The sequence below is a fragment of the Streptomyces sp. NPDC088730 genome, assembly GCF_044751215.1.
Classification (GTDB): Bacteria; Actinomycetota; Actinomycetes; order Streptomycetales; family Streptomycetaceae; genus Streptomyces.
On sequence record NZ_JBIVLK010000008.1, the window covers coordinates 158152 to 183429 of the forward strand.

Here is a 25278-nt window from a genome sequence, read left to right on the forward strand (position 1 = left end):
ACCATTGACATGTAAGCGCCAGGATGTTGAATTCGGTGCAGTTGTGTTGCGCGACTCTGATGACTTGAGTGATCAATGGAGGATCTGTGACGCCTCGCCCACCCCGTCTCACCGCCATGGCCGCGGCAGCGGCCCTGCTCGTCGGTGGCCTGCTGGCCGCCGGGCCGTCCGCGCAGGCGGCCGGCCCCACCGCGACCGACACCCCGACGAAGGCCCAGGACAGCCCGGGGACCCCCGTCATCACGCCGACCCCGCAGTCGGTCAAGAACCGGTCCGACCGGATCACCATCACTCCCACCGTCACCGTGGTGGCCGGAGAGACGGCCGACGAGTCCTCGCTCGCCGTGGTCGAGACCGCCCTGAAGCGGGCCGGTGCGCAGCGCGTCGTCCGGAGCACACGGGCATCCGCGAGCGGGCTCACCGTCCACGTCGGAGACGCGGGCGCGCTCGCCGCCCAGAAGCTCGAAGGCACCGGCGGACTGCCCGCCGACGGCTACGTCCTCGGCATCGGGGCGGACCGGATCGTCCTCGCGGGCAAGGACGCCACCGGCACGTACTACGCCGCACAGAGCCTGCGCCAGATCCTGCCGCACCAGCGGCGGCCGGGCGCCCGGGTCGGCGGACTCGCGGTGCGCGACTGGCCGGGCACGGCGCTGCGCGGCGTCATCGAGGGGTTCTACGGCACTCCCTGGTCGCAGAAGGCCCGGCTGGACCAGCTGGACTACTACGGCGAGCACAAGATGAACATCTACGTGTACTCGCCCAAGGACGACGCCTACCTCCGCGAGAAGTGGCGCGACGCCTACCCCGCCGACCAGCTGGCGCAGATCAAGGAGCTGGCCGGCCGGGCGGCCCAGCGGCACGTCGAGTTCACCTACGCGCTCTCTCCCGGGCTGTCGGTCTGCTACAGCTCGGACGCGGACACCAAGGCCCTCGTCGACAAGTTCCAGACGATCTGGGACATCGGCGTACGGACGTTCGCGGTGCCGCTCGACGACATCAGCTACACCGACTGGAACTGCGACGCGGACAAGGAGAAGTGGGGGACCGGCGGCGGTGCGGCGGGAGCCGCGCAGGCGTACCTGCTGAACCGGGTCAACAAGGAGTTCATCGCCACCCACCCCGGTGCGCAGCCGCTCCAGATGGTCCCCACCGAGTACTACAACATCAGCGAATCGGCCTACAAGACGGCCCTCGCCGAACAGCTCGATCCGGACGTGCTCGTCGAGTGGACCGGCGTCGGAGTCGTCGCGCCGACCATGACGGTGGCTCAGGCCGACACCGCCCGCGAGGTGTTCGGACACCCGATCCTGACCTGGGACAACTACCCGGTGAACGACTACGCGACCGACCGGCTGCTCCTCGGCCCGTTCAACGGGCGCGAGAAGGGACTGCCGGGCAGGCTCGCGGGCATCACCGCCAACCCGATGATCCAGCCGTACGCCTCGAAGCTCTCCCTGTACACCGTCGCGGACTACTCCTGGAACGACGCCGCGTACGACCCGCGCACCTCGTGGGGCAAGGGGCTCAAGGAGTACGCGGGAGGCGACGCCCGCACCGAGCAGGCGCTGCGCGCCTTCGCCGACGTCAACTACAGCTCCGCGCTCAACACCGACAAGGCGCCGGAGCTCGCGGCGGAGGTCGCGCGCTTCTGGAAGTCCGGCGACTCGAAGCGGCTCACCACCGTGCTCGGAAACCTCCGCGCGGCCCCCGCCCGGCTGCGCGCTTCACTCCCGGACCGGGGATTCATCGAGGACTCCGGCCCCTGGCTGGACGCCACCGAGGCCTGGGGGACCGCGTCCCGTACCGCCCTGCGCATGGTCGAAGCGGCCCGTGCCGGTAACGGCGCACAGGCCTGGGACCTCCGGCAGCAACTGCCCGCGCAGGCCGAGCACGCCAAGTCCTTCGTGTACACCGGCCTCGGCGGCGACAAGGTGCCGGTCCACGTCGGTGACGGGGTGCTGGACGGGTTCGTCGAGCGGGCCACCGCCGAGTACGACCGGATCCTCGGTGTGAGCGGCCGGCCCAGCGCGTCGACGAGCCTCGGCACGTACCAGGGCAACACCGCCGCCCGGATGCTCGACGGCGACGACTCCACGTACTTCTGGAGCGACGGAGCGCCCGCGGTGGACGATCAGCTCACCGTGGACCTGGGCGAGTCCAGGGAGATCGGCGACATCACGCTCGCCATGGGCAAGTCCGGCAGCACCGACGACTACCTGCACGACGGAGTGCTGGAGTACTCGGCCGACGGCAAGAGCTGGCAGTCGCTCACCGCCTTCTCCGGCAAGCCGGACGTCGCCGCGACCGCGCCCGCCGGCACGAAGGCCCGCTATGTACGGGCGCGGGCGGCCGCGGCCCAGACCAGCTGGGTCGTCGTCCGCGAGTTCCACGTCGCGACCACGGACGGCGCGGTCACCGGCAACCCGCCCGCCGCCACCGGCTCCGCCATGGACTCGGCGGCCGACGGAGACCCGGGCACGGTCTACCGCGCCGCACGGGCCCCGCAGAGCGGTGAGTCCCTTGAGGTGGGGCTCGGCGGCGCGCGGGCGGTCGGCTCGGTCACGGTCCTGCGGCCCGACGGTGCCAAGGGCTCGGCGGACATCCAGCTGCGGAACGCGGACGGCGACTGGCAGACCGTCGGCCGGCTCGGCGGCGCGTACACCGGCATCGACACGCACGGCCGGACCGCCGACGCGGTGCGGCTGACCTGGCGCAAGGGTGCCCAGGCGCCGCAGATCGCGGAGGTGGTGGCGGGCAGGTAGCGGCCCGCCCGCAGTGCGCCCGGCGCTCCCGCACCTCCGCGGGCGGGGCCGGGCGCACAGCCGTGTCTCGGTTCACCCGTCACGGCCAGCCACCCGGACCGGTCGAAACGGTCGCCCGCAGGTTGTTCCCAGAGGGGCAAGCGACCGCTTAGTATGCGCCGGAGCAGTGGTAATGCCGACAGTGTTGTGGAGGCCCCTCATGCAGGCATGGCGAGTGCACCGGAACGGCGAGCCGAGCGAGGTGATGCGGCTGGAGGAGACGGACCGGCCCACGCCCGGTGACGGGCAGGTGCTCGTCGAGGTGCTCGCGGCGAACATCAACTTCCCCGACGCGCTGCTCTGCCGCGGCCAGTACCAGGTCAGGCCCCCGCTGCCGTTCACGCCCGGCGTGGAGATCTGCGGCAGGACCGGGGACGGGCGCCGGGTGCTGGCCACCCCCGCACTGCCGTACGGCGGATTCGCCCAGTACGTCGTCGCGGACGAGGCAGCCCTGCTGCCCGCCCCGGAAGCCCTGGACGACGCCGAGGCCGCCGCGCTGCACATCGGCTACCAGACCGGCTGGTTCGGACTGCACCGGCGGGCACACCTGCGAGCCGGTGAGACGCTGCTCGTCCACGCGGCGGCCGGCGGCGTCGGCAGCGCGGCGGTCCAGCTCGGCAAGGCCGCCGGCGCGACCGTCATCGGCGTGGTCGGCGGCGCGGAGAAGGCCGAGGCCGCCACCGCGCTCGGCTGCGACCTGGTCATCGACCGGCGCACCGATGACATCATCGCGGCCGTCAAGGACGCGACCGGCGGACGCGGTGCCGACGTCGTCTACGACCCGGTCGGCGGCGACGCGTACGCCAAGTCCGTGAAGTGCGTCGCCTTCGAGGGACGGATCGTCGTCGTCGGCTTCGCCAGCGGCGTGATCCCCACCCCGGGGCTCAACCACGCGCTCGTGAAGAACTACTCGGTCCTCGGGCTCCACTGGGGCCTGTACAACACGAAGGACCCGCAGGCGGTCCGCGACTGTCACCGGGAGCTGACCCGGCTCGCCTCCGAGGGCGTCATCAAGCCACTCATCAGCGACCGCGTCCCGATGGACGGGGCGGCGGCCGCCGTCCAGCGCGTCGCCGACGGCACCAGCACCGGCCGCATCGTCGTCCTCCCCTCGGGAGCCGCCCGATGACCGCGCCCGACGCGGCCGGACTGCGCCGCCTCACCCGGGAGCTGCTCGCCGCCCACCCGCCGGCCACCACCGGCCGCACCGACTTCCTCAAGGCACGCTTCGACGCCGGACTGGCCTGGGTGCACTACCCGGCCGGACTCGGCGGCCTGGACGCGCCGCGCTCCCTCCAGGCCGTCGTCGACGCCGAACTCGCCGCGGCGGACGCGCCGGACAACGATCCGCGCCGCATCGGCATCGGCCTCGGCATGGCCGCCCCCACCGTCCTCGGCTACGGGACCGACGAGCAGAAGCGGCGCTTCCTGCGCCCGCTGTGGGTCGGCGAGGAGGTGTGGTGCCAGCTCTTCAGCGAGCCGGGCGCCGGCTCCGACCTGGCCGCCCTCTCCACCCGAGCCGTCCGCGACGGGGAGGACTGGGTGGTCGACGGGCAGAAGGTCTGGACATCCAGCGCACACCTGGCGCGCTGGGCGATCCTCATCGCCCGCACCGATCCCGACGTGCCCAAGCACCGCGGCATCAGCTACTTCATCTGCGATATGACCGACCCCGGTGTCGAGGTCCGGCCGCTGCGGCAGATCACCGGCGAGGCCGAGTTCAACGAGGTCTTCCTCACCGGGGTCCGCATCCCCGACAGCCACCGGCTCGGCCCGGTCGGTGAGGGATGGAAGGTCGCGCAGACGACGCTCATGAACGAGCGCGTCTCCATCGGCGGAGCGCGCATCCCGCGCGAGGGCGGCATGATCGGACCGGTCGCCGCGACCTGGCGCGAACGCCCCGAGCTGCGCACCCACGATCTGCACCAGCGGCTGCTCACCCTCTGGGTGGAGGCCGAGGTCGCCCGGCTCACCGGGGCGCGCCTGCGCCAGCAGCTCGTCGCCGGACAACCGGGCCCCGAGGGTTCCGGGATGAAGCTCGCCTTCGCCCGGCTCAACCAGGAGATCAGCGGACTCGAAGTCGAACTCCTGGGCGGCGAGGGGCTGCTGTACGGCGACTGGACGATGCGCAGGCCCGAACTCGTCGACTTCACCGGCCGCGACGCCGGCTACCGCTACCTCCGCTCGAAGGGCAACTCCATCGAGGGCGGCACGAGCGAGGTACTGCTGAACATCGTCGCCGAACGCGTGCTCGGCCTGCCCGCCGAACCACGCAACGACAAGGACGTCGCCTGGAAGGACCTGTCCCGATGACCGCGAGTACCGAAGAGAGCCAGGCGCCCGATCTGCTGTACTCGGAGACCGAGGAGGACCTGCGCGCCGCCGTCCGCTCGCTCCTGGATGCCCGGTGCGACGCGCCGGCGGTGATCGCCCGTACCGAGTCCGCCACGCCGTACGACCCGGAGCTGTGGAAGGCGCTCGCCACCGGCATCGGCGTCGCCGGACTCCTGGTGCCCGAGAAGCTCGGCGGGCAGGGGGCCGGCCACCGCGAGGCAGCCGTGGTCCTGGAGGAACTCGGTCGCCGCGTCGCCCCGGTGCCGTACCTGACCAGCTCCGTCGTCGCCACCCGGACACTGCTGGCGCTCGGCGGCCAGGACGGGCCGGTGGCCGCGCTGCTGACCGAACTGGCCACGGGCCGCAGGACCGCCGTGCTCGTGGCGCCGTTCTCCGCCGCCGCGCCGGAGACCACCGCGGCGTTCTCGGCCGCCACGGAGGACGCCGCGCCGGACACCGGCGCCCCGCTCGCCGCCCTCGACGGCAGGCTCGGCCCGGTCGCGGACGCGGCCGCCGCCGACGTGCTGCTGGTGCCCACCGCGGACGGCCTGTACGCGGTCGACGCGGACGCCCCGGGCGTCGCCGTCGAGCCGCTCGTCGCACTCGACCTGACCCGCCCGCTCGCGACCGTCACCCTGACCGGCGCCACCGGAACCCGGCTCGCGGACGCCGGGACCGCCCGGGAGGCGGTGCGCGCGGGACTGCTGTCCGGAGCCGGGCTCCTCGCCTCCGAGCAGCTCGGGATCGCCGAGTGGTGCCTGACCGAGACGGTCGGATACACCCGTGAGCGCCACCAGTTCAACCGCCCCGTCGGCTCGTTCCAGTCGCTCAAGCACCGGATGGCGCAGCTCTGGCTGGAGGTCGTCTCGGCGCGGGCGGCGGCGCGCAACGCCGCGGACGCGCTGGCCACCGGCAGCCCCGAGGCGCCGCTGGCAGTGGCCGTCGCGCAGGCGTACTGCTCCGGGGCCGCCGTCCACGCGGCGGAGGAATGCGTCCAGTTGCACGGCGGCATCGGGATGACCTGGGAGCACCCGGCGCACCTGTATCTGAAGCGCGCCAAGGCCGACTCGATCGCGTACGGCACGGCGGGCAGCCACCGCGAGACCGTCGCTGAACTGATGGAGCTGCCCGCGCCCTGACACCGTCGGGCGGCCCCCGGCAGGACCGGCTGACCGGGGGCCGCCCCGACCTCGTCCGTGACCGTCCAGCCGTACCCGTTTGGCGGACACGCCAGCGCGCCGGATGGCTCCTCCGCTACGCCAAACTGGCCGCCGAATGCCGCAATTCAGGCGCGGCGGAGGAGGTTGGCCATGGCCATTTCGATCTCACTGGTGCTGCTTCTGCTGATCCTGGCGGTGATCTTCCTCCGCAACGGCGGACTGAAGATCTCACACGCGCTGGTCTGCGGCCTGCTGGGGTTCTTCCTCGCGGGGACGAGCATGGCGCCCACCATCCAGGAGGGCCTGACGGCCACCGCCGATGTCGTGAGCAGCATCAGGCCCTGACCCCTCGCCGGTCCGGTGGCTCCGCCCGGCCGGGCCGCCGGACAGTGCCCCGAGCGCCGCGGCCAGCCGGTCCCGTGCCGCGGTCTGGGCGGCGATCCGGGCTTCGAGGACCGCGAGCCGCTCGCGGGCGATCCGCAGCCCCTGCGGGGAGGGCGGGGAGGCGGCGACATCGCCGTCCAGGCAGGGCAGGAACGCCCGCACGTCGTCCAGCGTGAGCCCGGCGGCCAGCAGGTGGCGGATGTTGCGGACCCGGACGGCCGTGCGCGCCTCGTACACGCGGTATCCGTTGGCGGCCCGCCGCGAAGTGATCAGCCCGGCCTGCTCGTAGTGGCGCAGCGCACGCGGGGTCGCGCCGGTGGCCGTGGCCAGTTCGCCGATCAGCACGCGCGCCACCTCCCCGTTCACTCCTATCACGCGACCACCGCACCGCCGTCCACCGGGAGAACCGCACCGGTGATGAACGAGGCGTCGGACGAGGCGAGATACGTGATCGAGCGCGCCACTTCCTCCGGAGTGCCGCGCCGGCGCATCGGCGTGTGCGCCAGCTGCCATTCCCGCAGCGCCGCCAACTGCTCGGGCGTCAGCCCCTGGTGCTTGCCGATCGGGGTCCCGATCGCACCGGGGGCGACCGCCACGACCCGGATGCCGCGCGGCGCGAGCTCGACCGCCCAGGTGCGGGTGAACAGCTCCATGGCCACCTTGGTCGCCGCGTAGACGGATCCGCCCGGCCACCCCCGCTGTCCGATCGACGTGCTGATGTTCACGATGACGCCGCCGGAGGCCTCCAGCAGGGGCAGCGCGGCCCGGGAGAGCAGGAGGGGCGCGATCAGGTTGGTGGCGATCTGCGGCTCGATGATCTCGGTGGTCACGGCGTCGAGTGCGGCGCTGCGGACCACGGCGGCGTTGTTGACCAGTACATCGAGCCGCCCGTACGTCTCCCGGGCGGTGCGGACGATCCGCTCGGGCTCACCGGGGCCGGTGATGTCGGCCACCAGTGGCACGATCCGGTCGTGTCCGGCTGCGGTCTCTTCGAGCGGGCCGGGCCGCCGCCCGATGACGAGCACGGTGGCCCCCTCGGCGGCGAAGGCGTGGGCGGTGGCGCGGCCGATGCGGTGATGGCGACGACGCGGCCGCCGGAAGAGCCGGACGAGCCGGAAGGTGCTGAGCTGCTGTTCATGCGGCAATCGTTCAACCCTGCCGCCAACGGCAAGGTCAAGCAGGGTCACGGAAACGCGCACGAACGGTCCCGGTACATACAGGAACGTATGATTTTCGGTCGGTTGGTCGCCTTGTGCGGCCGTTCGGGAGCCGCGGGCATTCGGGTATGAAACGGTCCGGTGAGGTGCGCCGCAGCGCGTACCGTATCCCCGTCCGGCACGGCAACAGCTGCCGGGCGCCGCACCGAGCCGGGACCCGGAGAGCGCAGCCATGTCATTGCCCCCACTCGGACGTGAACCGGGCGCCGTGCACCACGAGCACTGCCGCAGCAGCCGCTGCTGCCGTTGCCAGCAGCGGCCCTGGGCGACGGTCGTCGGTTTCGAACGGCTCTGCGGACTGTGCGCCTCCTGCTGCCGGGAGTGCGGCCGGGCACCCGCCCGGCATCTGGACGGGCTCGACCACGGACTGTGCGGCGACTGCCGGGGCCTGTGCAGCCGCTGCCGCACCCCGCTGACCCCGGACGGGGACTGCCAGTGCCGGAAGTGGCAGCGGCCGGGTGCGGACCCGGTCGGCTACCTCCTGCACGCGCTGCCGCAGCCGCTGATGAGGGAGTTCGGCGGCCAGTACCCGGCCGAGCTCGTCGAGATGATCCACCGGGAGCTCGGCCGGCGGAGCCCGGACCAGCTCCTGGACCGGGTGGAGCGCCGGTGGAACGCGCGCTGGGCCCACACCCTCCAGGAGAAGGACGAGGACGGCGGGCGCCGCTGGCCGCCCCTGGAGATCGCCGGACACCTGCTCGGTGCGGCGTTCTGCGAGGACCCGCAGTGCGAGGACGGCCGGCTGATCCACACCGACACCGCGTGCCCCCGGTGCGGCGTGCCGCCGCACCGGTTCGTGCCCGCCCAGGCGGACCGCAGGGCGACCTCGGAGCGGGCCAGGAGCACGGCCGCCGAGATCCGGCGCGAGCTGCTCGACCGCCGGACCGGCGCGCGGCGCGGATCGGCCGGAGCGCGCCGGGGCGGCGGGGGATCCGGCAACATTGCACGGCCGTGAAGCGTCGATGAAACCCGGTGCATTTCCATGGACACCTCAAGACCCTCGGCCTAGCGTCGGGCGGCGGCGCGCCCCCCGTCCCGACCGAGGAGTCCGATGTCCCCGCTGTTCCCGTTGTCCAGAAGTGGGCCCGCCCGTGCGCTGGCCCTGACACTTGCCCTCTGCGCCACCGCGCTCATGGTCTCGGGCTCACCGGCCGCGGCGGGTGAGATCCCCCGCGCACCCGGACACCGCCTGGTGAGCGACTACACGGGCACGCCCGCCACGGCTTCGCCCGTCCCCGGGCAGGCTCCGCCGCAGCACCCCTTCCTCGCCCCGAACGGCCGCAGCGGCATGCACGCCGACGCGGCGGGCAGCGGCACCCACCCGTACTCCGGCCCGCTCGGCCGCGACCCCCAGGTCAGCAGCGAACAGATCGCACCGCTCGGCGGCGAGTGCGCCACCGCCACCTTCGACTCGGCGGGCCGGCTGATCACGGTGTGCGGCACGTTCACCGGGTTCCTGCTCAAACTGCTCGACCCGCGCACGCTCGACACCCTCGCCGAGTACGCGCTGCCGCAGCGGTCCTCGACCGTCGAGGCCATCACCCGGCTCGACTTCTCGAAGATCTTCAAGGACACCTCGGGCGGGGCCTACTTCTACCTCGACAACCAGGACCGGGTGGTCCTCGCCGACTCGCGCCAGCACATCCAGCGGATCGCGCACGAGCAGGCGGCCGACGGCAGCTGGCGCTTCGTGACCGTCGACGACTGGGACCTGACCGGGCAGGTGCCGCACGACTGCGTCAGCTGGACCAACCTCTACCCCAGCGGAACGTGTGACCCCGTCACCTCCGTCATGCCCGACTGGCAGGGCCGCATCTGGTGGGTGACCCGGCTCGGCCGGGTCGGCACGGTCGACCCGCAGACCTCCGCGATCCGCTCTGTGCGGCTCGCGGGGGAGGAGATCCAGAACTCGTTCTCCGTAGCACCGGACGGTGTCTCGATCGTCACGGACCACGCCCTCTACAGCTTCGCCGCCTCGGCCGACGGCACGCCCGCGGTTCAGTGGCGGCAGACGTACGACCGGGGGACCGGCACCAAACCCGGTTCGGTGAACCAGGGCTCGGGCACCACCCCGGACCTGTTCGGTGACGGCGACGACTACGTGGCCATCACCGACAACGCCGACGACCGGATGAACGTCCTCGTCTACCGGCGCGGCCCCGGCGTGCCCGACGGCCGGCGCCTCGTCTGCAAGGTCCCGGTCTTCGGCTCCGGAGCCTCCACCACCGACAACTCCATGATCAGCTGGGGCAACAGCCTCGTCGTCGAGAACAACTACGGCTACGAGAACCTCACCTCGCTCCTGCTCGGCCGCAGCGTCGTCGGCGGAGCCGCCCGCATCGACGTGCGGCCCGACGGCAGCGGCTGCGACACGGTGTGGGAGAGCGCCGTCCGCTCGCCCTCCACCGTGCCCAAACTGTCCACCGCGAACGGCCTGCTCTACTTCTACGAGAAGCAGCCCAACAGCCTCGGCATCGACGCCTGGTACCTCACCGCGGTCGACTTCCGCACCGGACAGCGCCGTTGGACGAAGCTCACCGGCACGGGCCCCTCGTACGACAACAACTGGGCGCCCGTCACGATCGGACCGGACGGCACCGCCTACGTCGGGGTGTTCAACGGCATCGTGGCGGTGCGGGACAGCGGCTGATCCCCGCGGGGGTGCCGGTTCCTGGTCAGCCGCCCGCCAGCCGCGACCGGATCAGGAACCGCACCCCCTCCGGGGCCTCCAGCGAGAAGCCGCTGCCCCGGCCCTCCACCACGTCCACGATCAGCCGGGTGTGCGCCCACACCTCCGACTGGCTCCTCGACATCCAGAACGGAATGCTCTCCGCCACCCCGTCGACCTCCAGAGAGGCGAGCAGTACGTCGGAGCCGCCGGTACGGAACTCACCGTCCTGGTAGCACATCGGCGCGCTGCCGTCGCAGCAGCCGCCCGACTGGTGGAACATCAACGGACCGTGCAGCCCGCGCAGCCGCCGCAGCAGGTCGGCGGCCGCGGGCGTGAGCTCCACCGGCGGCGCGTCCTCCGTGCTCATGGCCGCACCACCTCGCATCGGTTCACGGATCGGCCTCCCTCCAGGCACCGCGCCGTCCGCGGTACGCGCATGGCCTCCATGCAACCCGGCCGGACGTTGCAGAGGGGTTGCGCGGACCGGGGCGCGGCCCCTCAGCCCGCCGTCGCCCAGGCGTAGCGGTGTTCCGGGCGGCCGGTGTCCCCGTACTTGAGCGTGAGGCTGATCCGGCCCGCGCCCTCCAGGTACTTGAGGTAGCGCTGGGCGGTCGAGCGGCTCAGACCGGCCCGCGCCGCTACCTCGTGCGCGGACAGCGGCTCACCGGCCGCCGACAGGACCTGGCGGATCACGTCGGCGGTCGGCGCCGAGTGCCCCTTCGGGAGCCCGGCCGCGGCGACGGACTCCGGGGTGCGCAGCGCCCCGAAGATCTGGTCGACCTGCTCCTGGCCGGCTTCCCCGCGGCGGCTCTCCACACCCTCCAGGGTGCGGCGCAGCGTCGCGTAGCTCTCCAGCTTGGAGCGCAGACCGCCGAAACTGAACGGCTTGACCAGGTACTGCAGGGCGCCGTACCGCATCGCGGTCCGCACGGTCACCACATCGCGGGCCGCCGTCACCATGATCACGTCGGCGGGATGGCCGATCTGGTGCAGCTGGCGCACCAGCGTGAGCCCCGTCCGGTCCGGCAGAAAGTGATCGAGCAGGATCAGATCGATGTGCTCGCGCTCCAGTACGGACAGCGCCTGCGCGGCCGTGTGGGCACGGGAGACGACCCGGAAGCCCGGCACCTTGGCCACGTACGCCGCGTTGATCTCCGCCACCCGGAAATCGTCGTCCACCACCAGAACGTCAATCACTGCGCCCCTCCCACTTCGGCTCGCTGCCGGACGGCGAGCGCCTCCGGCAGGACGACGGTGAAGACGGCGCCGCCACCGGCCCTGGCCGTCACCCGGGCCGCGCCGCCGTAGCGCTCGGCGAGGCGGCGCACCAGCGCCAGTCCGAGCCCCCGCTCCCGGTGGGCCGGGGACTCCTTGGTGGACCAGCCCTCGGTGAAGATCTGCTCCCGCATGGCGACGGGCACCCCGGGGCCGTTGTCGCTGACCCGCAGGACCGCGGTGGTGCCCTCGGCGAACAGCTCCACCTCGACCAGCGTGGCGGCGTCCAGTGCGTTGTCGATGAGATTGCCCAGTACGGTCACCAGATCGCGCGGATCCACCACCACGTCGGGCAGCCGGGTGGCGGGGGAGACGAGCAAGGACGCGCCGCGCTCGGCGGCCACCGCGGACTTGCCGACCAGCAGCGCCGAGAGCAGCGGATCGTTCACGCGCTCCGCGACCTGCTCGGCCGAGGCCCGGTGCCCGTCCGACACCTCGGTGACGAACTCCACCGCCGCCTCGTGCCTGCCCAGCTCCAGCAGACCCAGCAGGGTGTGCAGCCGGTTGGCGTGCTCGTGGTCCTGGGCACGGAGCGCGTCGAGCAGTCCGTGCGTGGAGTCCAGCTCACGGCCCAGCAGTTCGAGCTCGGTGCGGTCGCGCAGCGTCACGACCGCGCCGCCGTCGCCGGTCGGCATCCGGTTCGCGATCAGCACCCGCCCCCGGCAGACGGTGAGCAGGTTCGCGCCGTCGACCCGGCCCGCGAGCACCTCCGCCGTACGTCCCGGCGGCAGCACCTCTCCCAGCGTCCGGCCGACGGCGTCGGGGGCCAGCTCCAGCAGCCGCTGCGCCTCGTCGTTGAGCAGCCGGATGCGCCCGCGGGCGTCGAGCGCGAGCACCGCCTCCCGGATGCTGTGCAGCATCGCCTCGCGCTCGTCCAGGAGCGAGGAGATGTCCGCGAAGGCCAGACCGTGGGTGTCGCGCTGGATGCGGCGGGAGACGAAGAACGCCGCCAGCACTCCTGCCGCCAGCGCGGCTCCCGCGTACTGCAGGAGCACCGGAATGGTGGAGAGCAGCCCCTGCCGGACGCTCTTGTACGCGATGCCCACCGAGACGGCCCCGACCACGATGCCGGTCCGGTCGCGCAGCGGGACCTTCGCCCGTGCGGAGCGCCCCAGGGTGCCGATGTCGATCTGCATGATCTCGCGGCCGGCCAGCGGAGTGCTCGGATCGGTCGACACGCGTTCGCTGATCCGGTCGGTCTCGGTGTGCGACCAGCGCACTCCCCGGGTGTCCATCACCACGATGTACAGCGCCCCGGTGGCCCGCCGGATCCGCTCCGCCTCGGCCTGTACGGGCCCGGACGGATCGGGCCGGGTACTGAGCAGCTGGTCCACCAGGCCGGGTTCCGCGGCGGTGGTCTGGGCGATGGACAGGGCCCGGCGCATCGCCTGGTCGTCCAGCTCATGGCTGAGCGGGGCGAGGAAGAGCCCGGTGACGAGCATGACCACCCCCGTCGTGATCGCCACCTGGGTGACCAGGACCTGGGCGAAGACACGGCGGGGCCAGTGAATCCGCATGTCCGTGTCCCCTGCTCTCCCGCGGCCGCACTGCCGCGGTCCTCGAATCCGGTACTCCGATCGGCTCGGTGTAAACGCAAGGTAAACGGCGCCGACCTCGCTGCCTAGCCCCCGTCTCCGCTTCGTTGTACGGGAGTGAGCACAATGAGCAGAACTGCGGGTAACAGGCAGAACCAGGAGTTGTGAGCGCAAGGCTCCCGCCGCCGCCGGACCGCCCCTAGCGTCCCGCCCCATGAACAGCGAAACGAGCCCCGCCATCGAGCTGCGGGGGGCGAGCAAAGCGTTCCGGACTCCGTCGGGGGCGCTCCACACCGCCGTACGGGACCTGGACCTGACGATCGGCAGGGGGGAGTTCGTCGCCGTCGTCGGTCCGACCGGCTGTGGCAAGTCGACCACCCTGACCCTGATCAGCGGGCTTGAGGAGCCCACGGAGGGAGAGGTACTGGTCTCCGGCGAACCGGTGCGCGGCATCGGCGACAAGGTCGGCTTCGTCTTCCAGCAGGACGCGGTCTTCCCCTGGCGGACCGTCCTGTCCAACGTCATGGCGGGGCCCCGCTTCCGGGGCGTGCCGAAGGCGGAGGCCAGGGAGCGCGCACGGGCCTGGCTCGACAGGGTCGGCCTGTCCTCCTTCGAGGACCGCTATCCGCACCAGCTCTCCGGGGGCCAGCGCAAGCGGGTCGCCCTCGCGGCGACGTTCGTCAACGACCCGGAGATCCTGCTGATGGACGAGCCGTTCTCGGCACTCGACGTGCAGACCCGGGCCCTGATGTCCGACGAGCTGCTTGAGCTGTGGGGCGGCACCGGAGCCTCCGTCGTCTTCGTCACGCACGACCTGGAGGAGTCCATCGCGCTCGCCGACAAGGTGGTCGTGATGACCGCGGGACCGGCCACGGTCAAGGAGGTCTTCGAGATCGGACTGCCGCGTCCGCGCAAGGTCGAACAGGTGCGGCTGGAGCCCCGGTTCCTGGAGATCTACCGCGAGATCTGGTCCTCGCTCGGTGAAGAGGTCCGCATCACCCGTGAGAGGGGCGCGGCCGATGCTGCCTGAGACCGACACCAAGGACGCCGCCGTGAGCGCGACCGGCCGGACCGAGGCCAGGGCGCGGGCCGCCCGCAACCGCAGGATGCTGGTGCTGGCCAGCCGGATCGCCGTGCTCGTCGCGGTCGTCGGGCTGTGGGAGTGGCTGGCCAGGACAGCCGTCATCGATCCGTTCAACTTCTCCATGCCGTCGAAGATCTGGGAACAGATCCGTACCTGGGTGACCGACGGAACCGCCCAGGGCTCCCTGTGGGAACAGATCTGGTACACCCTCTACGAGGCGCTGCTCGGCTGGGTCATCGGCGTGATCGCCGGCGTCCTGTTCGGTATCGCGCTCGGCCGGATCCGCTTCGCCGCCGATGTCCTCGGCCCGTACATCAAGGTGCTCAACGCCCTGCCGCGCATCGTGCTTGCCCCGATCTTCCTGATCTGGTTCGGCCTCGGCCCTGCGTCGAAGGTCGCCTCCGCGGTGGTCCTGGTGTTCTTCCCGGTCTTCTTCAACGCCTTCCAGGGCGCCAGGGAAGTGGACCGCAACCTCGTCGCCAACTCCCGCATCCTCGGCGCCAGCAACCGGCAGGTCACCCTCCAGGTGGTCATCCCGTCGGCCACCTCGTGGATCTTCACCAGCCTCCACGTCAGCTTCGGCTTCGCGCTGATCGGCGCCATCGTCGGTGAGTACATCGGCGCCACCAAGGGCCTCGGGCTGCTGGTCGCCGCCTCGCAGGGCACGTTCAACGCGGCGGGCGTCTACGCCGCCATGGTCATCCTCGCGGTCGTCGCCCTGCTCGCCGAGGGGCTGCTCACCTTCCTGGAGAAGAAGCTCTTCCGCTGGAAACCGGCCGACGCCGACACCGCGCGCTGACCCGCGCCTTCCTCCTTCCCGGGGACCTCTTCCCCTCCCCGGGAACCCTCTTCACAAGGACGTGAACCAGATGCGTATGTCCCCCAGGATCCCGGCCCTCGCCGTCGCCGGAGCCCTCGCCGCGGCGAGCCTGACCGCCTGCGGAGGAGACTCCACCTCCGCGTCCGGCGACAAGAACGACAGCGTGAAGATCATGGTGGGCGGCCTCGACAAGGTCATCTACCTGCCCGCGATGCTCACCGAGCGGCTCGGCTACTTCAAGGACGAGGGCGTCGCCGTCCAGCTGCTGACCGAGCCCGCGGGCGTCCAGGCGGAGACCGCGCTGGTCTCCGGCGACGTACAGGGAACCGTGGGGTTCTACGACCACACCCTCGACCTCCAGGTGAAGGGCAAGCACATCGAGTCGGTGGTCCAGTTCTCCCAGGCCCCGGGCGAGGTCGAGATGGTCTCCGCCAAGGCGGCGGGCGACCTCCGCTCGGCGAAGGACTTCAAGGGCAAGAAGCTCGGCGTGACGGGTCTCGGCTCCTCGACCGACTTCCTGACGAAGTACCTCGCCGTGAAGAACGGCGTGCAGACCAGCGAGTTCACGCCCGTCGCGGTCGGAGCCGGCCAGACGTTCATCTCCGCGCTCCAGCAGGGCTCCATCCAGGGCGGCATGACCACCGACCCGACCGTGGCCACCATCCTCGACAAGAAGCTCGGCAGCATCCTCGTCGACATGCGGACCCCGGAAGGCTCCAGGAAGGCGCTCGGCGGCCTGTACCCGTCCTCCAGCCTCTACATGCAGACCGACTGGGTCAACGCCCACAAGCCGACCGTGCAGAAGCTGGCCAACGCGTTCGTGAAGACCCTGAAGTGGATGTCGACGCACAGCGCCGACGAGATCGCCGCGAAGATGCCGGCCGACTACGCGCAGGGCGGCGGCGCGGCGCTCTACGCCCAGTCCATCAAGAACACCCTGCCGATGTTCACCACGGACGGGGTGATGCCCGCGGACGGACCGGCCACCGTCGAGCGGGTCCTCAAGGCCTTCAACCCCAACCTCAAGAACGCGGACGTGGACCTCGCCAAGACGTACACCACGGAGTTCGTGAAGAAGGCGCACTGAGCAGGCCGGAACCGCCCCGCGCCCGTACGCCTCCGCGTGCGGGCGCGCGGCCATGTACTGGCTCGGACGGCCCCGCGGTAGTCGGTTACTCGGCGGCGGACCCGCCGGCCGGCCGGTCCGGCTCCAGGCACGCGGCCGGAACCGTGGCCGCCGAACCCCGCCGGACGGCGTTCACCACCGCCTCGTGCAGCGCCCGGCTGTCCTCCTCGGAGGAGCAGGGAACGGGACTGCCGGACATGGTGAACCAGTCGGCCGCATCGGTGTACTGCACCGTGATCTGTGCAGTGTCGTCGGCCCATGTGGTGTGGACGGTCAGATCGCCGGACAGCGGCCCGACCTCCTCGGTGAGCACGCCACCGTGCCCCGAATACACTCCGCGAGTCGTCCAGGACGCCCAGGTCATACATCCAGGCTCGCACCAAAACGGCCGGATCGCGACCCGCGGGAGGCAATATCCCTTGGCACGCCTGGGGAATCAGCCCCGCCGCCTCGCCGCGCCGCCGCCGGGGCTCCGGCTCCGCGGACGAGCGGGTCCCGGCCCGGAACGCGGTTGATCGGGTGACTACGACCCATCACCCCACATGCCGGAGCCGCAGGGCGGTTAGGCATGCCGGCATGACATATCACCCCCGACCGAAGAACACCGGATTCCTCCGCGCCCACCGCCTCCGTGCGGCCGGCGCCGCCTGCGTCGTCCTGGCCGCGGCCCTGCTCACCGGCTGCGGCCAGGACAGCGGCAGCACGTCCACGGGGACGGAGACCTCCGAAGCCGCGCGTGCCGTCCCGGAGCGCACGGCCAGCCCCTCGCCCAGCCCGAGCGCCTCGCTGACCGAGGACCAGCAGAAGCGCAAGAAGCTGCTGGCCTCCACCAAGATCACCTTCGACAAGGCCGTCACCACGGCCGAGGGAGCCGTCCAGGGCGGCAAGGTGACCGAACTCGACCTGAAGGGCCCCGGCAAATCGGACGACGACACCGACGCGTCCGCCTCCGCCTCCGCCTCCGCGAGCGCCTCCCCGACCGGTGCCAGCCCCTCGCCGAGCGGCTCCAGCGCCTCCCCGTCGGCCAGCCCCTCCGCCACCGGCCCGGAATGGGTGGCGACCGTCGCCGCCAAGGACGGCACCGAGCACACCGTGCGCATCGACGCGGTCACCGGCAAGGTGCTCCAGTCCGCCGCGGAGACGGACCAGGACGCGGAGGACAAGAGCCGGACGGCCGAGCGGATCGCCAAGGCCACCCAGACGCCGCAGCAGGCGGCCAAGGCCGCGACGGACAAGGCCAAGGGCACCGTGACCTCGCTCGACCTGGACGACAACGACAAGAAGGTCCTCGTCTGGTCGGTCGACGTCGTAGCCAAGGACTACAGGGAGACGACGGTCGACATCGACGCGGCCACCGGCTCCGTCACCGGCGAGGACGTCGACGACGACTGACCCGTCCGCCGCACGCCGCCGAACACGATGCGCCCCCGGTCCGCACGGACCGGGGGCGCATCGACCGTCACTCGGCCGGTACGGACTCCGGCCGCGCGCCGTCCGCCGCCGCCGGATCGAACTGCGTCCGGTACAGCTCCTCGTACCGTCCGCCCGCGGCCAGCAGCTCGCTGTGCGTCCCCCGCTCGGCCACCCGGCCCTCCTCGATGACCAGGATCAGGTCGGCCGCCCGCACGGTCGAGAGCCGGTGGGCGATCACCACGGCGGTCCGCCCCTCCAGTGCCTCGGCGAGCGCCTCCTGAACGGCCGCCTCCGAGGTCGAGTCCAGGTGCGCGGTCGCCTCGTCGAGGATGACGACGCGCTGACGGGCCAGCAGCAGCCGGGCGATCGTCAGCCGCTGGCGCTCACCGCCCGAGAGCCGGTAGCCGCGCTCGCCCACCACCGTGTCGAGACCGTCGGGCAGCGAGGCCACCAGCCCGTCCAGGCGGGAACGGCGCAGCGCGTCCCAGATGTCGTCCTCGCTCGCTCCGGGCCTGGCGAGCGTGAGGTTGGCGCGGACCGACTCATGGAAGAGGTGCCCGTCCTGGGTGACCATGCCGAGCGTCTCGCGGATCGACTCGGCGGTCAGATCGCGTACGTCGACGCCGTTCAGCCGCACGGAGCCGGAATCGGCGTCGTACAGCCGGGGCAGCAGCTGCGCGATCGTCGACTTGCCCGCACCGGAGGAGCCGACCAGGGCGACCATCCGGCCGGGCTCGGCCCGGAAGGAGACCTGGTGGAGTACCTCCGTGCCGCCCCGGGAATCGAGGGTCGCGACCTCTTCGAGGGAGGCGAGGGAGACCTTGTCGGCCGACGGGTAGCCGAAGGACACCCCGTCGAACTCCACCGACACCGGACCGTCCGGCACCCTGCGGGCATCCGGCTTCTCGGAGATCAGCGGCTTCAGGTCGAGGATCTCGAAGACCCGCTCGAAGCTCACCAGCGCGCTCATCACCTCGACCCGGGCACCGGCCAGCGCCGTCAGCGGGGCGTAGAGGCGGGTGAGCAGCAGCGCGAGCGACACGACCGCGCCCGGCTCCAGGCTCCCGCGCAGCGCGTAGTAGCCGCCGAGCCCGTAGACGAGCGCGAGAGCCAGTGCGGACACCAGGGTGAGGGCCGTGATGAACGTCGACTGCGCCATGGCCGTGCGGATACCGATGTCCCTGACCCTGGAGGCACGCGCGGCGAACTCGGCGGACTCGTCGGCGGGGCGCCCGAAGAGCTTGACCAGGGTCGCGCCGGGAGCCGAGAAACGCTCGGTCATCTGGGTGCCCATGGCGGCGTTGTGAGCCGCGGCCTCACGCTGCATCCGGGCCATTCTGGACCCCATCCGCCGCGCGGGCACGACGAACACCGGCAGCAGGACGAGCGCGAGCAGGGTGATCTGCCAGGAGATGGTGAGCATCACCGTGAGGGTCAGCAGCAGGGTCACCAGATTGGAGACCACCCCGGACAGGGTGTTGCTGAACGCCCGCTGCGCCCCGATGACGTCGTTGTTGAGCCGGCTCACCAGGGCGCCGGTGCGGGTCCGGGTGAAGAAGGCGACCGGCATCCGCTGCACATGGTCGAAGACCGCTGTGCGCAGGTCCAGGATCAGTCCCTCGCCCAGGGTGGCCGACAGCAGCCTGGTCAGCAGACCGAGCCCCGCCTCGGCCACGGCGATGACCGCGATCAGCAGGGCGAGCCGGGTCACCGTGCCGTTCTCCTTGCCCTGCACGATCGCGTCGACCACCCGGCCGGCCAGCACCGGGGTGGCCACCGCCAGCAGGGCCGTGAACACGCTCAGCACCAGGAAGCGGCACAGCGCACGGCGGCGCGGCCGGGCGAAGGCGCCGATCCGGCGCACGGTCGCCCGGGAGAACGGCCGGCGGTCCTGCTGGGCGTTCATCGCGCTGTGCAGCGATGACCACGCCGTGACTTCCATACTCATGCGTGCCTCCGGGAACGATTCGGTGCTCCCGTCGGCCGGACACGGCCAGGGGCGCGGACAGAACGCTAAGATCTCAAGTTGACTTGAGGTCAACCGCTCTCTCCGCGCCCGGCGCAGGATCTCATGCCCCGTCCGGCGGACCGGCCGGCGAGCACACCCGAAACCGGGCATCGCCGGCCGCGCCCACACCTTGGAGCCGCCCACGGCCCGGACGGCGGACCACGTAGAATCGGCCCCTGTTTCCGGCCGAACGATGGCATACCCAACCGATTGAGGCAGTTCGACGTGAGTTTCACAGACAGTTCCGAGGCACCGATCTACGCCGGTCTCGTGGAGGAGCACGGGGACGTCCTGGCGGAGGTGCGCCGAGTGGCTGAAGAGACTCTGCGCGAGGCCGACCTGGCCGTCGACTTCAGCGATGTACGCAGGTCGGCGGCGTATCGCTGACAGCCGGGCGGTCCCGTCCCGGCGGTAGCACGCCCACTCCCCGCACTCTTTCGGAGCCCCGCGTCCCCGCCGGCCGGAGCGGCCCCGTGCCGTGCGCCGTCGGAGCCTCTCGCACTGCGGACCGGGCTCCACCGTCGGAGCATGGTACGAACAGTCGGCGATGGACATCGGGAAGGGACGCCGGATGGGTGGTGAACGGCATGAACCGCCGCCGGACGAGTTCGAGGCCGAGCTGGACCAGATCGCCGAGCTGAACCGGCTGGAATCCCCGTCCCCGCCGCCGCGGGGCAGGGGGAGCCGGACGGCCGGCGAAGGCGTCCCGCCCGGCGAGGCGGTCAGGCGCCGCGACGCGCTCCTGCTCTCGGCCGGCCACACGGTCGCGGAGTCCGACTCGCTCGACGAGGCGCTGAGGCTGGTGGCCGGGCTGTACGCGCCGGACTTCCCGATGGACGCCCAGTACGTGTTCGCCATCGGTGACGGCTCCCTCACCGCGCTGGCGCAGTACGGATTCCGGCCCGGCGGCGTGATCGACGAGGGCTTCCGGATGCCGCTGACGACCGGCTACCCGGCCGCCGAGGTCGCCAGGACCGGCCGGGCGGTGTTCCTGGCCTCCACCCAGGAGTACCGCGCCGCGTTCCCGGCCACCTGGCACATGTCGGCCCGCAAGGGCCTCAAGGCGTGGGCCTTCCTGCCGCTCGTGAACGGCGGGCGGGTCGTCGGAGTGTGGCTCGCCGCCTTCCGCGCACCGGTCGCCTTCACCAGGAGCGAGCGCGCCCTGCTGACCGCGGCGGGCCGGATGATCGGCCAGGTCCTCGAACGCGCCCGTGCCGGCAAGGCGGAACTCGCCCTCTCCCGCGGCCTGCGCCAGAGCATGCGCGCGGCGGGCCCGGCGCTGACCGGGCTGAGTGTCGCGACGCGCTACGTGCCGACCGGGGGAGGGCTCATGGTCGGCGGCGACTGGTACGACAGCATCGACCTGCCCAACGGCCGCCTCGCCCTGGTCATCGGAGACGTCCAGGGACACGATGTGCACGCCGCCGGACTGATGGCCCAGCTGCGCACGGCCGTACACGCGTACGCCGCCGAGGGGCACGGCCCGGACGCCGTACTGGCCCGGGCCTCCCGCTTCCTCACCACCCTCGACGACGACCGGTTCGCCACCTGCCTCTACATCGAGGCCGACCCGTCCACCGGCAATCTGCACATCGCCCGCGCCGGCCACCCGCACCCGGTCCTGCGGATGCCGGACGGCACCTGTCTGCTCAAACACATCAGCGGCGGACTGCCGCTCGGACTGATGCCGGGCGAGGAGGACTACCCCGTCGAGATCCTGCGCCTGCACGACGACGAGGTCCTGATGCTGTGCACGGACGGCCTGATCGAGAACGGCGGCCACGACATGTACAGCGGCTGGGTCCGGGTGCGCGACGCGTTCTCACCCGGTCCCGTGGAGGACCTCGAAGGGATGGCCGACCGGCTGATGTCGGCCGTGCTCAGCCCCGAACCCGGGGCCCGGGAGGGCGCCGCCCGCGACGGCGACGACATCGCGCTCCTGCTCCTGCGCCGCGACTCCGTGAAACCGCGCGCCGAGGTGAACCAGCGCCGGCTGGTGCTGACCATCGGCCAGGACCATGGCGAGGGGCTGGCCGAGGCACGGGCCGAACTGAAGGCCCTGCTGCACGACTGGGCGCGGCCGGACCAGGTGGACACGGCGGTGCTCCTGGCGACGGAACTGCTCGGCAACGTACTCGTGCACACCGACCAGGACGGCTCGCTCGCCGCGTACGTCACCGGGGAGACCGGCCGGCGCAGGCTGCTCGTCGAGGTCATGGACCGCGGCGACGAACTGCCCCACCAGCGGACCCCGGTCGAACTCGCCTCCTCCGGGCGCGGCCTGCTGCTCCTGGACATCCTGGCCGACCAGTGGGGTGTGCGGCCCGAACCCGAGGGCAAGACCGCCTGGTTCGCGCTCACGGAGGCGTCCCCGGGCGAGGCCGCGGGAGGCGCCGCGGTCTGAGACCGGACGCCTCCTGCCCGTCATGCCGCTGAGCGAGCGGTCAGCGGGGAATCCAGGCCCGCCACGTCTTCTCGTTCTCGTGGACCCACTTCTCCGCCGCGTCCCGGGGCGACATCTTCCGGTCGGCGATCATCATCGCCACTTTGTTCTGCTCCTCGGTGTCCCAGGAGAATTCCTTGAGGAACCGGGCCGCCTTCCCGCCGCCGCCGGCGAAGCGGGCGTTGAGGTACTTCTTCAACGGCGTCTGCGGGTAGGCACACTTCACCTTCTTCGCGTCGGCGTCGCAGCCCTCCTTGTACGCGGGCAGCTTCACCTCCGTCATCGGCACCTTCTCGAACAGCCACTGGGGCTTGTACCAGTAGGAGAGGAAGGGCTTCTTCTCCTTGGCGAACTGCTTGATCTGCGTGATCTGGGCAGCTTCGGAGCCGGAGAACACGACCTGGTAGTCCAGGCCGAGATTGCGCACGAGGGCCTTGTCATTGGTCACGTAGGACGGGGAGCCGTCCAGCAGCTGGCCCTTGCCGCCGCTCTCCGCCGTGGCGAACTGCTCGGCGTACTTGTCCAGGTTGTGCCAGTCGGTGACGTCGGGATGCCGCTCGGCGAAGTACGTGGGTACGAACCAGCCGATGTGCCCGGTGACCCCGAGCTCGCCGCCGGAGCTGATCGTCTTCTTCTCCCCGACGTACCTGGCCTCCTGGTCCGGATGGCCCCAGTCCTCCAGGATCGCGTCCACCCGGCCCTGGCTGAGGGCGTCCCAGGCGGGCACCTCGTCGATCTGGACGGTGTCGACGCGGTAGCCCAGCTCGTGTTCGAGGAGGTACTGGGCGACGGCGACGTTCGCCTGGGCGCCGACCCACGACTGCACGGACAGGGTCACGGTCTTCGCGCCCCGCGCGTTGGCGAACGGCGAGGACTGCTGGGTCATGTCCGCTGCCCCGCAACCGGTCACGGCGACCAGTGCCGCGGCGGAGACGAGCGCGATGAGTGGAGTACGCGGACGAGCCATGTCAGGCCCCCTTTCCGGAGCGGCGCGCCGTCGGCTGGGTGACGCGGTCGAGCATCAGGCCGAGCAGGACGATGGCGGCGCCGGCGACCAGCCCGGTCGCCAGGTCGCCCTGGGCGAGGCCGAACACGGCTGAGTAGCCGAGCGACCCGCCACCGACGAGACCACCGATGACCACCACGGCGAGCACCAGGACGACGCCCTGGTTGACGGCGAGCAGCAGCGCCGGCCGGGCCAGCGGAAGCTGGACCTTCAGCAGCTGCTGGACCCCCGTCGCACCGAGGGAGCGCGAGGACTCCATGGTGACCGGGTCGACGCCGTTCAGGCCCTGGGTGGTGATGCGGACGACGGCGGGCAGCGCGTAGATGACGGCGGCGGCCACCGCCGGTGCGCGGCCGACGCCGAACAGGGCCACGACGGGGATGAGATAGACGAACTGCGGCATCGTCTGGAACACGTCCAGCACCGGACGCAGCAGCCGCTCCACCCGTTCGCTGCGGGAGGCGGCGATCCCGACGGCGAAACCGGCCACCAGGGTCACCGCGACACCGGCCAGCACCTGGGAGAGCGTGTCGAGCGCCGGGTTCCAGACGCCCAGTACCCCGATGGCGGCCATCGCGAGGACGGCGGTCACCGTGGTGCGCCAGGTGCCGATCAGCATGGCGAGCACGGCGATCAGCAGCAGCACCGCCCACCAGGGCAGCCACTGCAGCCCGTCGCGCACCGGGTCCAGGACCCAGGTGGTGAAGCGTCCGGCCCAGTCCGCCGTACCGCCGATCACCGGGACGCCCGAGTACAGGTGGTCGGTCATCCAGCCGACGGCCCTGTTGACGGGCTCGGCCACCGCGACCGTCCGGCCGTCCGGCCAGCTCGTCCCGGAGACGAGGCGCGCCACGACGGCCACGAGCACGGTGCCGGCCGCGGCGACGGCCCAGCCCAGCCGGGCCGATCCGGGCCGGGGCCTGTCGAGCCCGTTGCCGGCCGCGCCGGTGACCCGGTCGAGAACCACGGCCAGGAGCACGATCGGGATGCCCGCCGCGAGCGCGGCTCCGACGTCGACGGAGGCCAGCGCCTGGTAGACGCGGTCACCGAGACCGCCGGCGCCGATCACCGAGGCGATGACCGCCATCGAGAGGGCCATCATGATCGTCTGGTTGAGGCCGAGCAGCAGCTCCTTGCGGGCCAGCGGCAGCCGGGCCGTCAGCAGCCGCTGCCGTCCGGTGGCGCCGAGCGAGGCCGCCGCCTCCATGACGCCCGCGTCGGCGCCGCGCAGCCCGAGCGCGGTCAGCCGGGCCATCGGGGGCGCCGCGTAGACGACCGTTGCCAGCACGGCGGCCGGCACCCCGATGCCGAAGACCAGCACCACGGGCAGCAGATACGCGAAGGCCGGCATCACCTGCATGGTGTCGAGCACCGGCCGCAGCAGGCGGAAGACCCGGTCCGAAAGGCCCGCGGCCAGGCCGAGCAGCGCCCCGAGCGCCACCGAGACCAGGACCGCGACCACCATCAGGGCGAGGGTCTGCATGGTCGGCACCCACATGCCGAGCAGCCCGCAGAGCAGGAACGCGACGACCCCGGTCAGCGCGAGCCGGACGCCGGCCACCCGCCAGGCGATCAGCCCGGCCGCCGCGGTGACCCCGGCCCAGCCGGCCGCGAGCAGCACCAGGTAGACGGCGCGCACCGAGAGCACGACGCCGTTGCTGATGTGCCCGAAGAAGTAGAGGAACAGCGGGTGCGTGTCGCGGTTGTCGATGATCCAGTCGCTGACGCTGCCGAGCGGACCGGTGAGGTCGACGGTGAGGTCTTCCGGCCAGGCACCCCGGCCGGCCAGGACGCTGCCGAGCACCAGCAGCACGACCGCCGCGCCCAGCAGGGCGGCGGTGCGGTGCCGGGCGAGGACGGTGGCGGCCTGGGGGGAGCCGAGCGCCGTGGGGCGTGCGGGGGTGGCGGTCGCGGTCACCGCTGCCACCTCCGGCTCAGTACGGCGGGCCTCGCGGCCGGCCGCGGGCACGGTGCGATGCGGCCCGCGGGGGCCTCCGT

At 72.0% G+C, this 25278-nt stretch carries 21 protein-coding genes and 1 pseudogene; 13 read left to right on the top strand and 9 right to left on the bottom strand.

What is annotated here, in order from left to right; all coding sequences use genetic code 11:
• Positions 1 to 86: 86 nt before the first annotated feature.
• From ACIP89_RS24130 to ACIP89_RS24150, 5 genes are all read left to right on the top strand, one after another.
• On the top strand, positions 87 to 2765 hold the full coding sequence (locus tag ACIP89_RS24130) for a beta-N-acetylglucosaminidase domain-containing protein (RefSeq protein ID WP_402116645.1): 2679 nt from the start codon (positions 87 to 89) through the stop codon (positions 2763 to 2765).
• Between the two features lie 199 nt (positions 2766 to 2964).
• Positions 2965 to 3933, top strand: coding sequence for an NADPH:quinone oxidoreductase family protein (locus ACIP89_RS24135; protein WP_402116648.1), 969 nt, complete (start codon positions 2965 to 2967; stop codon positions 3931 to 3933).
• On the top strand, positions 3930 to 5117 hold the full coding sequence (locus ACIP89_RS24140; RefSeq protein ID WP_401924433.1) for an acyl-CoA dehydrogenase family protein: 1188 nt from the start codon (positions 3930 to 3932) through the stop codon (positions 5115 to 5117). The genes ACIP89_RS24135 and ACIP89_RS24140 overlap by 4 nt, the downstream gene beginning before the upstream one ends.
• Positions 5114 to 6277: an acyl-CoA dehydrogenase family protein gene (locus ACIP89_RS24145; protein WP_402116649.1), complete on the top strand. Its 1164-nt coding sequence runs from the start codon at positions 5114 to 5116 to the stop codon at positions 6275 to 6277. Before ACIP89_RS24140 ends, ACIP89_RS24145 begins: the two co-directional genes overlap by 4 nt.
• 171 nt (positions 6278 to 6448) lie before the next feature.
• Entirely contained in the window at positions 6449 to 6643 is a 195-nt protein-coding gene (locus ACIP89_RS24150; protein WP_024489726.1) for a hypothetical protein, read from the top strand.
• 36 nt (positions 6644 to 6679) lie between these two features.
• Here the strand turns inward: ACIP89_RS24150 and ACIP89_RS24155 are convergent.
• Positions 6680 to 7027: pseudogene (locus tag ACIP89_RS24155) on the bottom strand (MerR family transcriptional regulator); the annotation flags it as partial.
• Positions 7028 to 7053: 26 nt separating this feature from the next.
• Positions 7054 to 7752: an SDR family NAD(P)-dependent oxidoreductase gene (locus ACIP89_RS24160; protein WP_402116833.1), complete on the bottom strand. Its 699-nt coding sequence runs from the start codon at positions 7750 to 7752 to the stop codon at positions 7054 to 7056.
• Between the two features lie 319 nt (positions 7753 to 8071).
• Here ACIP89_RS24160 and ACIP89_RS24165 point away from each other — a divergent pair, with 319 nt between their 5' ends.
• Positions 8072 to 8854 (top strand): hypothetical protein, encoded by a 783-nt coding sequence (locus ACIP89_RS24165; RefSeq protein WP_402116651.1) that lies wholly within the window; start codon positions 8072 to 8074, stop codon positions 8852 to 8854.
• A gap of 96 nt (positions 8855 to 8950) precedes the next feature.
• Entirely contained in the window at positions 8951 to 10549 is a 1599-nt protein-coding gene (locus tag ACIP89_RS24170) for a hypothetical protein (protein ID WP_401924422.1), read from the top strand.
• Between the two features lie 25 nt (positions 10550 to 10574).
• On the opposite strand, the gene ACIP89_RS24175 is transcribed toward ACIP89_RS24170, so the two are convergent.
• From ACIP89_RS24175 to ACIP89_RS24185, 3 genes are all read right to left on the bottom strand, one after another.
• Entirely contained in the window at positions 10575 to 10937 is a 363-nt protein-coding gene (locus ACIP89_RS24175) for a DUF779 domain-containing protein (RefSeq protein WP_401924420.1), read from the bottom strand.
• Between the two features lie 131 nt (positions 10938 to 11068).
• Positions 11069 to 11767, bottom strand: coding sequence for a response regulator (locus ACIP89_RS24180; RefSeq protein WP_401924418.1), 699 nt, complete (start codon positions 11765 to 11767; stop codon positions 11069 to 11071).
• A complete protein-coding gene (locus ACIP89_RS24185) occupies positions 11764 to 13362 on the bottom strand; it encodes an ATP-binding protein (protein WP_402116653.1) in 1599 nt (532 codons plus the stop codon). Before ACIP89_RS24185 ends, ACIP89_RS24180 begins: the two co-directional genes overlap by 4 nt.
• A 232-nt stretch (positions 13363 to 13594) precedes the next feature.
• On the opposite strand from ACIP89_RS24185, the gene ACIP89_RS24190 reads away from it, so the two are divergent.
• The 3 genes from ACIP89_RS24190 to ACIP89_RS24200 all read left to right on the top strand — a co-directional run bounded on the left by ACIP89_RS24190 (position 13595) and on the right by ACIP89_RS24200 (position 16371).
• Positions 13595 to 14410: an ABC transporter ATP-binding protein gene (locus tag ACIP89_RS24190; protein WP_073733999.1), complete on the top strand. Its 816-nt coding sequence runs from the start codon at positions 13595 to 13597 to the stop codon at positions 14408 to 14410.
• A complete protein-coding gene (locus ACIP89_RS24195) occupies positions 14400 to 15263 on the top strand; it encodes an ABC transporter permease (RefSeq protein ID WP_401924411.1) in 864 nt (287 codons plus the stop codon). The genes ACIP89_RS24190 and ACIP89_RS24195 overlap by 11 nt, the downstream gene beginning before the upstream one ends.
• 70 nt (positions 15264 to 15333) lie before the next feature.
• Positions 15334 to 16371, top strand: coding sequence for an ABC transporter substrate-binding protein (locus tag ACIP89_RS24200; RefSeq protein ID WP_401924408.1), 1038 nt, complete (start codon positions 15334 to 15336; stop codon positions 16369 to 16371).
• Positions 16372 to 16456: 85 nt separating this feature from the next.
• Here the strand turns inward: ACIP89_RS24200 and ACIP89_RS24205 are convergent, their stop codons facing one another.
• Positions 16457 to 16774 (bottom strand): hypothetical protein, encoded by a 318-nt coding sequence (locus ACIP89_RS24205; RefSeq protein WP_401924407.1) that lies wholly within the window; start codon positions 16772 to 16774, stop codon positions 16457 to 16459.
• A gap of 212 nt (positions 16775 to 16986) precedes the next feature.
• Here ACIP89_RS24205 and ACIP89_RS24210 point away from each other — a divergent pair, with 212 nt between their 5' ends.
• Complete coding sequence (locus tag ACIP89_RS24210) at positions 16987 to 17802, top strand: PepSY domain-containing protein (RefSeq protein ID WP_402116655.1); 816 nt, start codon at positions 16987 to 16989, stop codon at positions 17800 to 17802.
• Positions 17803 to 17869: 67 nt separating this feature from the next.
• On the opposite strand, the gene ACIP89_RS24215 is transcribed toward ACIP89_RS24210, so the two are convergent.
• The gene (locus ACIP89_RS24215) at positions 17870 to 19771 is read right to left on the bottom strand and encodes an ABC transporter ATP-binding protein (RefSeq protein ID WP_402116657.1); all 1902 of its coding nucleotides are present in this window, start codon (positions 19769 to 19771) and stop codon (positions 17870 to 17872) included.
• 285 nt (positions 19772 to 20056) lie between these two features.
• Here ACIP89_RS24215 and ACIP89_RS24220 point away from each other — a divergent pair, with 285 nt between their 5' ends.
• Both ACIP89_RS24220 and ACIP89_RS24225 read left to right on the top strand, forming a co-directional pair.
• Positions 20057 to 20218, top strand: coding sequence for a hypothetical protein (locus tag ACIP89_RS24220; protein ID WP_199884365.1), 162 nt, complete (start codon positions 20057 to 20059; stop codon positions 20216 to 20218).
• A 184-nt stretch (positions 20219 to 20402) separates the two neighbouring features.
• A complete protein-coding gene (locus tag ACIP89_RS24225) occupies positions 20403 to 22235 on the top strand; it encodes a SpoIIE family protein phosphatase (protein WP_401926322.1) in 1833 nt (610 codons plus the stop codon).
• Positions 22236 to 22275: 40 nt separating this feature from the next.
• Here ACIP89_RS24225 and ACIP89_RS24230 read toward each other — a convergent pair whose 3' ends face one another.
• Both ACIP89_RS24230 and ACIP89_RS24235 read right to left on the bottom strand, forming a co-directional pair.
• Positions 22276 to 23241, bottom strand: coding sequence for an ABC transporter substrate-binding protein (locus tag ACIP89_RS24230; RefSeq protein ID WP_401924397.1), 966 nt, complete (start codon positions 23239 to 23241; stop codon positions 22276 to 22278).
• Between the two features lies 1 nt (position 23242).
• Entirely contained in the window at positions 23243 to 25207 is a 1965-nt protein-coding gene (locus tag ACIP89_RS24235; protein WP_401926319.1) for an ABC transporter permease, read from the bottom strand.
• Positions 25208 to 25278 lie beyond the last annotated feature (71 nt).

Coding starts and splice junctions, on each gene's coding strand:
- ACIP89_RS24210 (WP_402116655.1), top strand. CDS start 16,987: ATGACATATCACCCCCGACCGAAGAACACCGGATTCCTCCGCGCCCAC.
- ACIP89_RS24175 (WP_401924420.1), bottom strand. CDS start 10,937: ATGAGCACGGAGGACGCGCCGCCGGTGGAGCTCACGCCCGCGGCCGCC.
- ACIP89_RS24165 (WP_402116651.1), top strand. CDS start 8,072: ATGTCATTGCCCCCACTCGGACGTGAACCGGGCGCCGTGCACCACGAG.
- ACIP89_RS24150 (WP_024489726.1), top strand. CDS start 6,449: ATGGCCATTTCGATCTCACTGGTGCTGCTTCTGCTGATCCTGGCGGTG.
- ACIP89_RS24135 (WP_402116648.1), top strand. CDS start 2,965: ATGCAGGCATGGCGAGTGCACCGGAACGGCGAGCCGAGCGAGGTGATG.
- ACIP89_RS24140 (WP_401924433.1), top strand. CDS start 3,930: ATGACCGCGCCCGACGCGGCCGGACTGCGCCGCCTCACCCGGGAGCTG.
- ACIP89_RS24145 (WP_402116649.1), top strand. CDS start 5,114: ATGACCGCGAGTACCGAAGAGAGCCAGGCGCCCGATCTGCTGTACTCG.
- ACIP89_RS24230 (WP_401924397.1), bottom strand. CDS start 23,241: ATGGCTCGTCCGCGTACTCCACTCATCGCGCTCGTCTCCGCCGCGGCA.
- ACIP89_RS24170 (WP_401924422.1), top strand. CDS start 8,951: ATGTCCCCGCTGTTCCCGTTGTCCAGAAGTGGGCCCGCCCGTGCGCTG.
- ACIP89_RS24225 (WP_401926322.1), top strand. CDS start 20,403: ATGGGTGGTGAACGGCATGAACCGCCGCCGGACGAGTTCGAGGCCGAG.
- ACIP89_RS24190 (WP_073733999.1), top strand. CDS start 13,595: ATGAACAGCGAAACGAGCCCCGCCATCGAGCTGCGGGGGGCGAGCAAA.
- ACIP89_RS24200 (WP_401924408.1), top strand. CDS start 15,334: ATGCGTATGTCCCCCAGGATCCCGGCCCTCGCCGTCGCCGGAGCCCTC.
- ACIP89_RS24185 (WP_402116653.1), bottom strand. CDS start 13,362: ATGCGGATTCACTGGCCCCGCCGTGTCTTCGCCCAGGTCCTGGTCACC.
- ACIP89_RS24195 (WP_401924411.1), top strand. CDS start 14,400: ATGCTGCCTGAGACCGACACCAAGGACGCCGCCGTGAGCGCGACCGGC.
- ACIP89_RS24215 (WP_402116657.1), bottom strand. CDS start 19,771: ATGAGTATGGAAGTCACGGCGTGGTCATCGCTGCACAGCGCGATGAAC.
- ACIP89_RS24205 (WP_401924407.1), bottom strand. CDS start 16,774: ATGACCTGGGCGTCCTGGACGACTCGCGGAGTGTATTCGGGGCACGGT.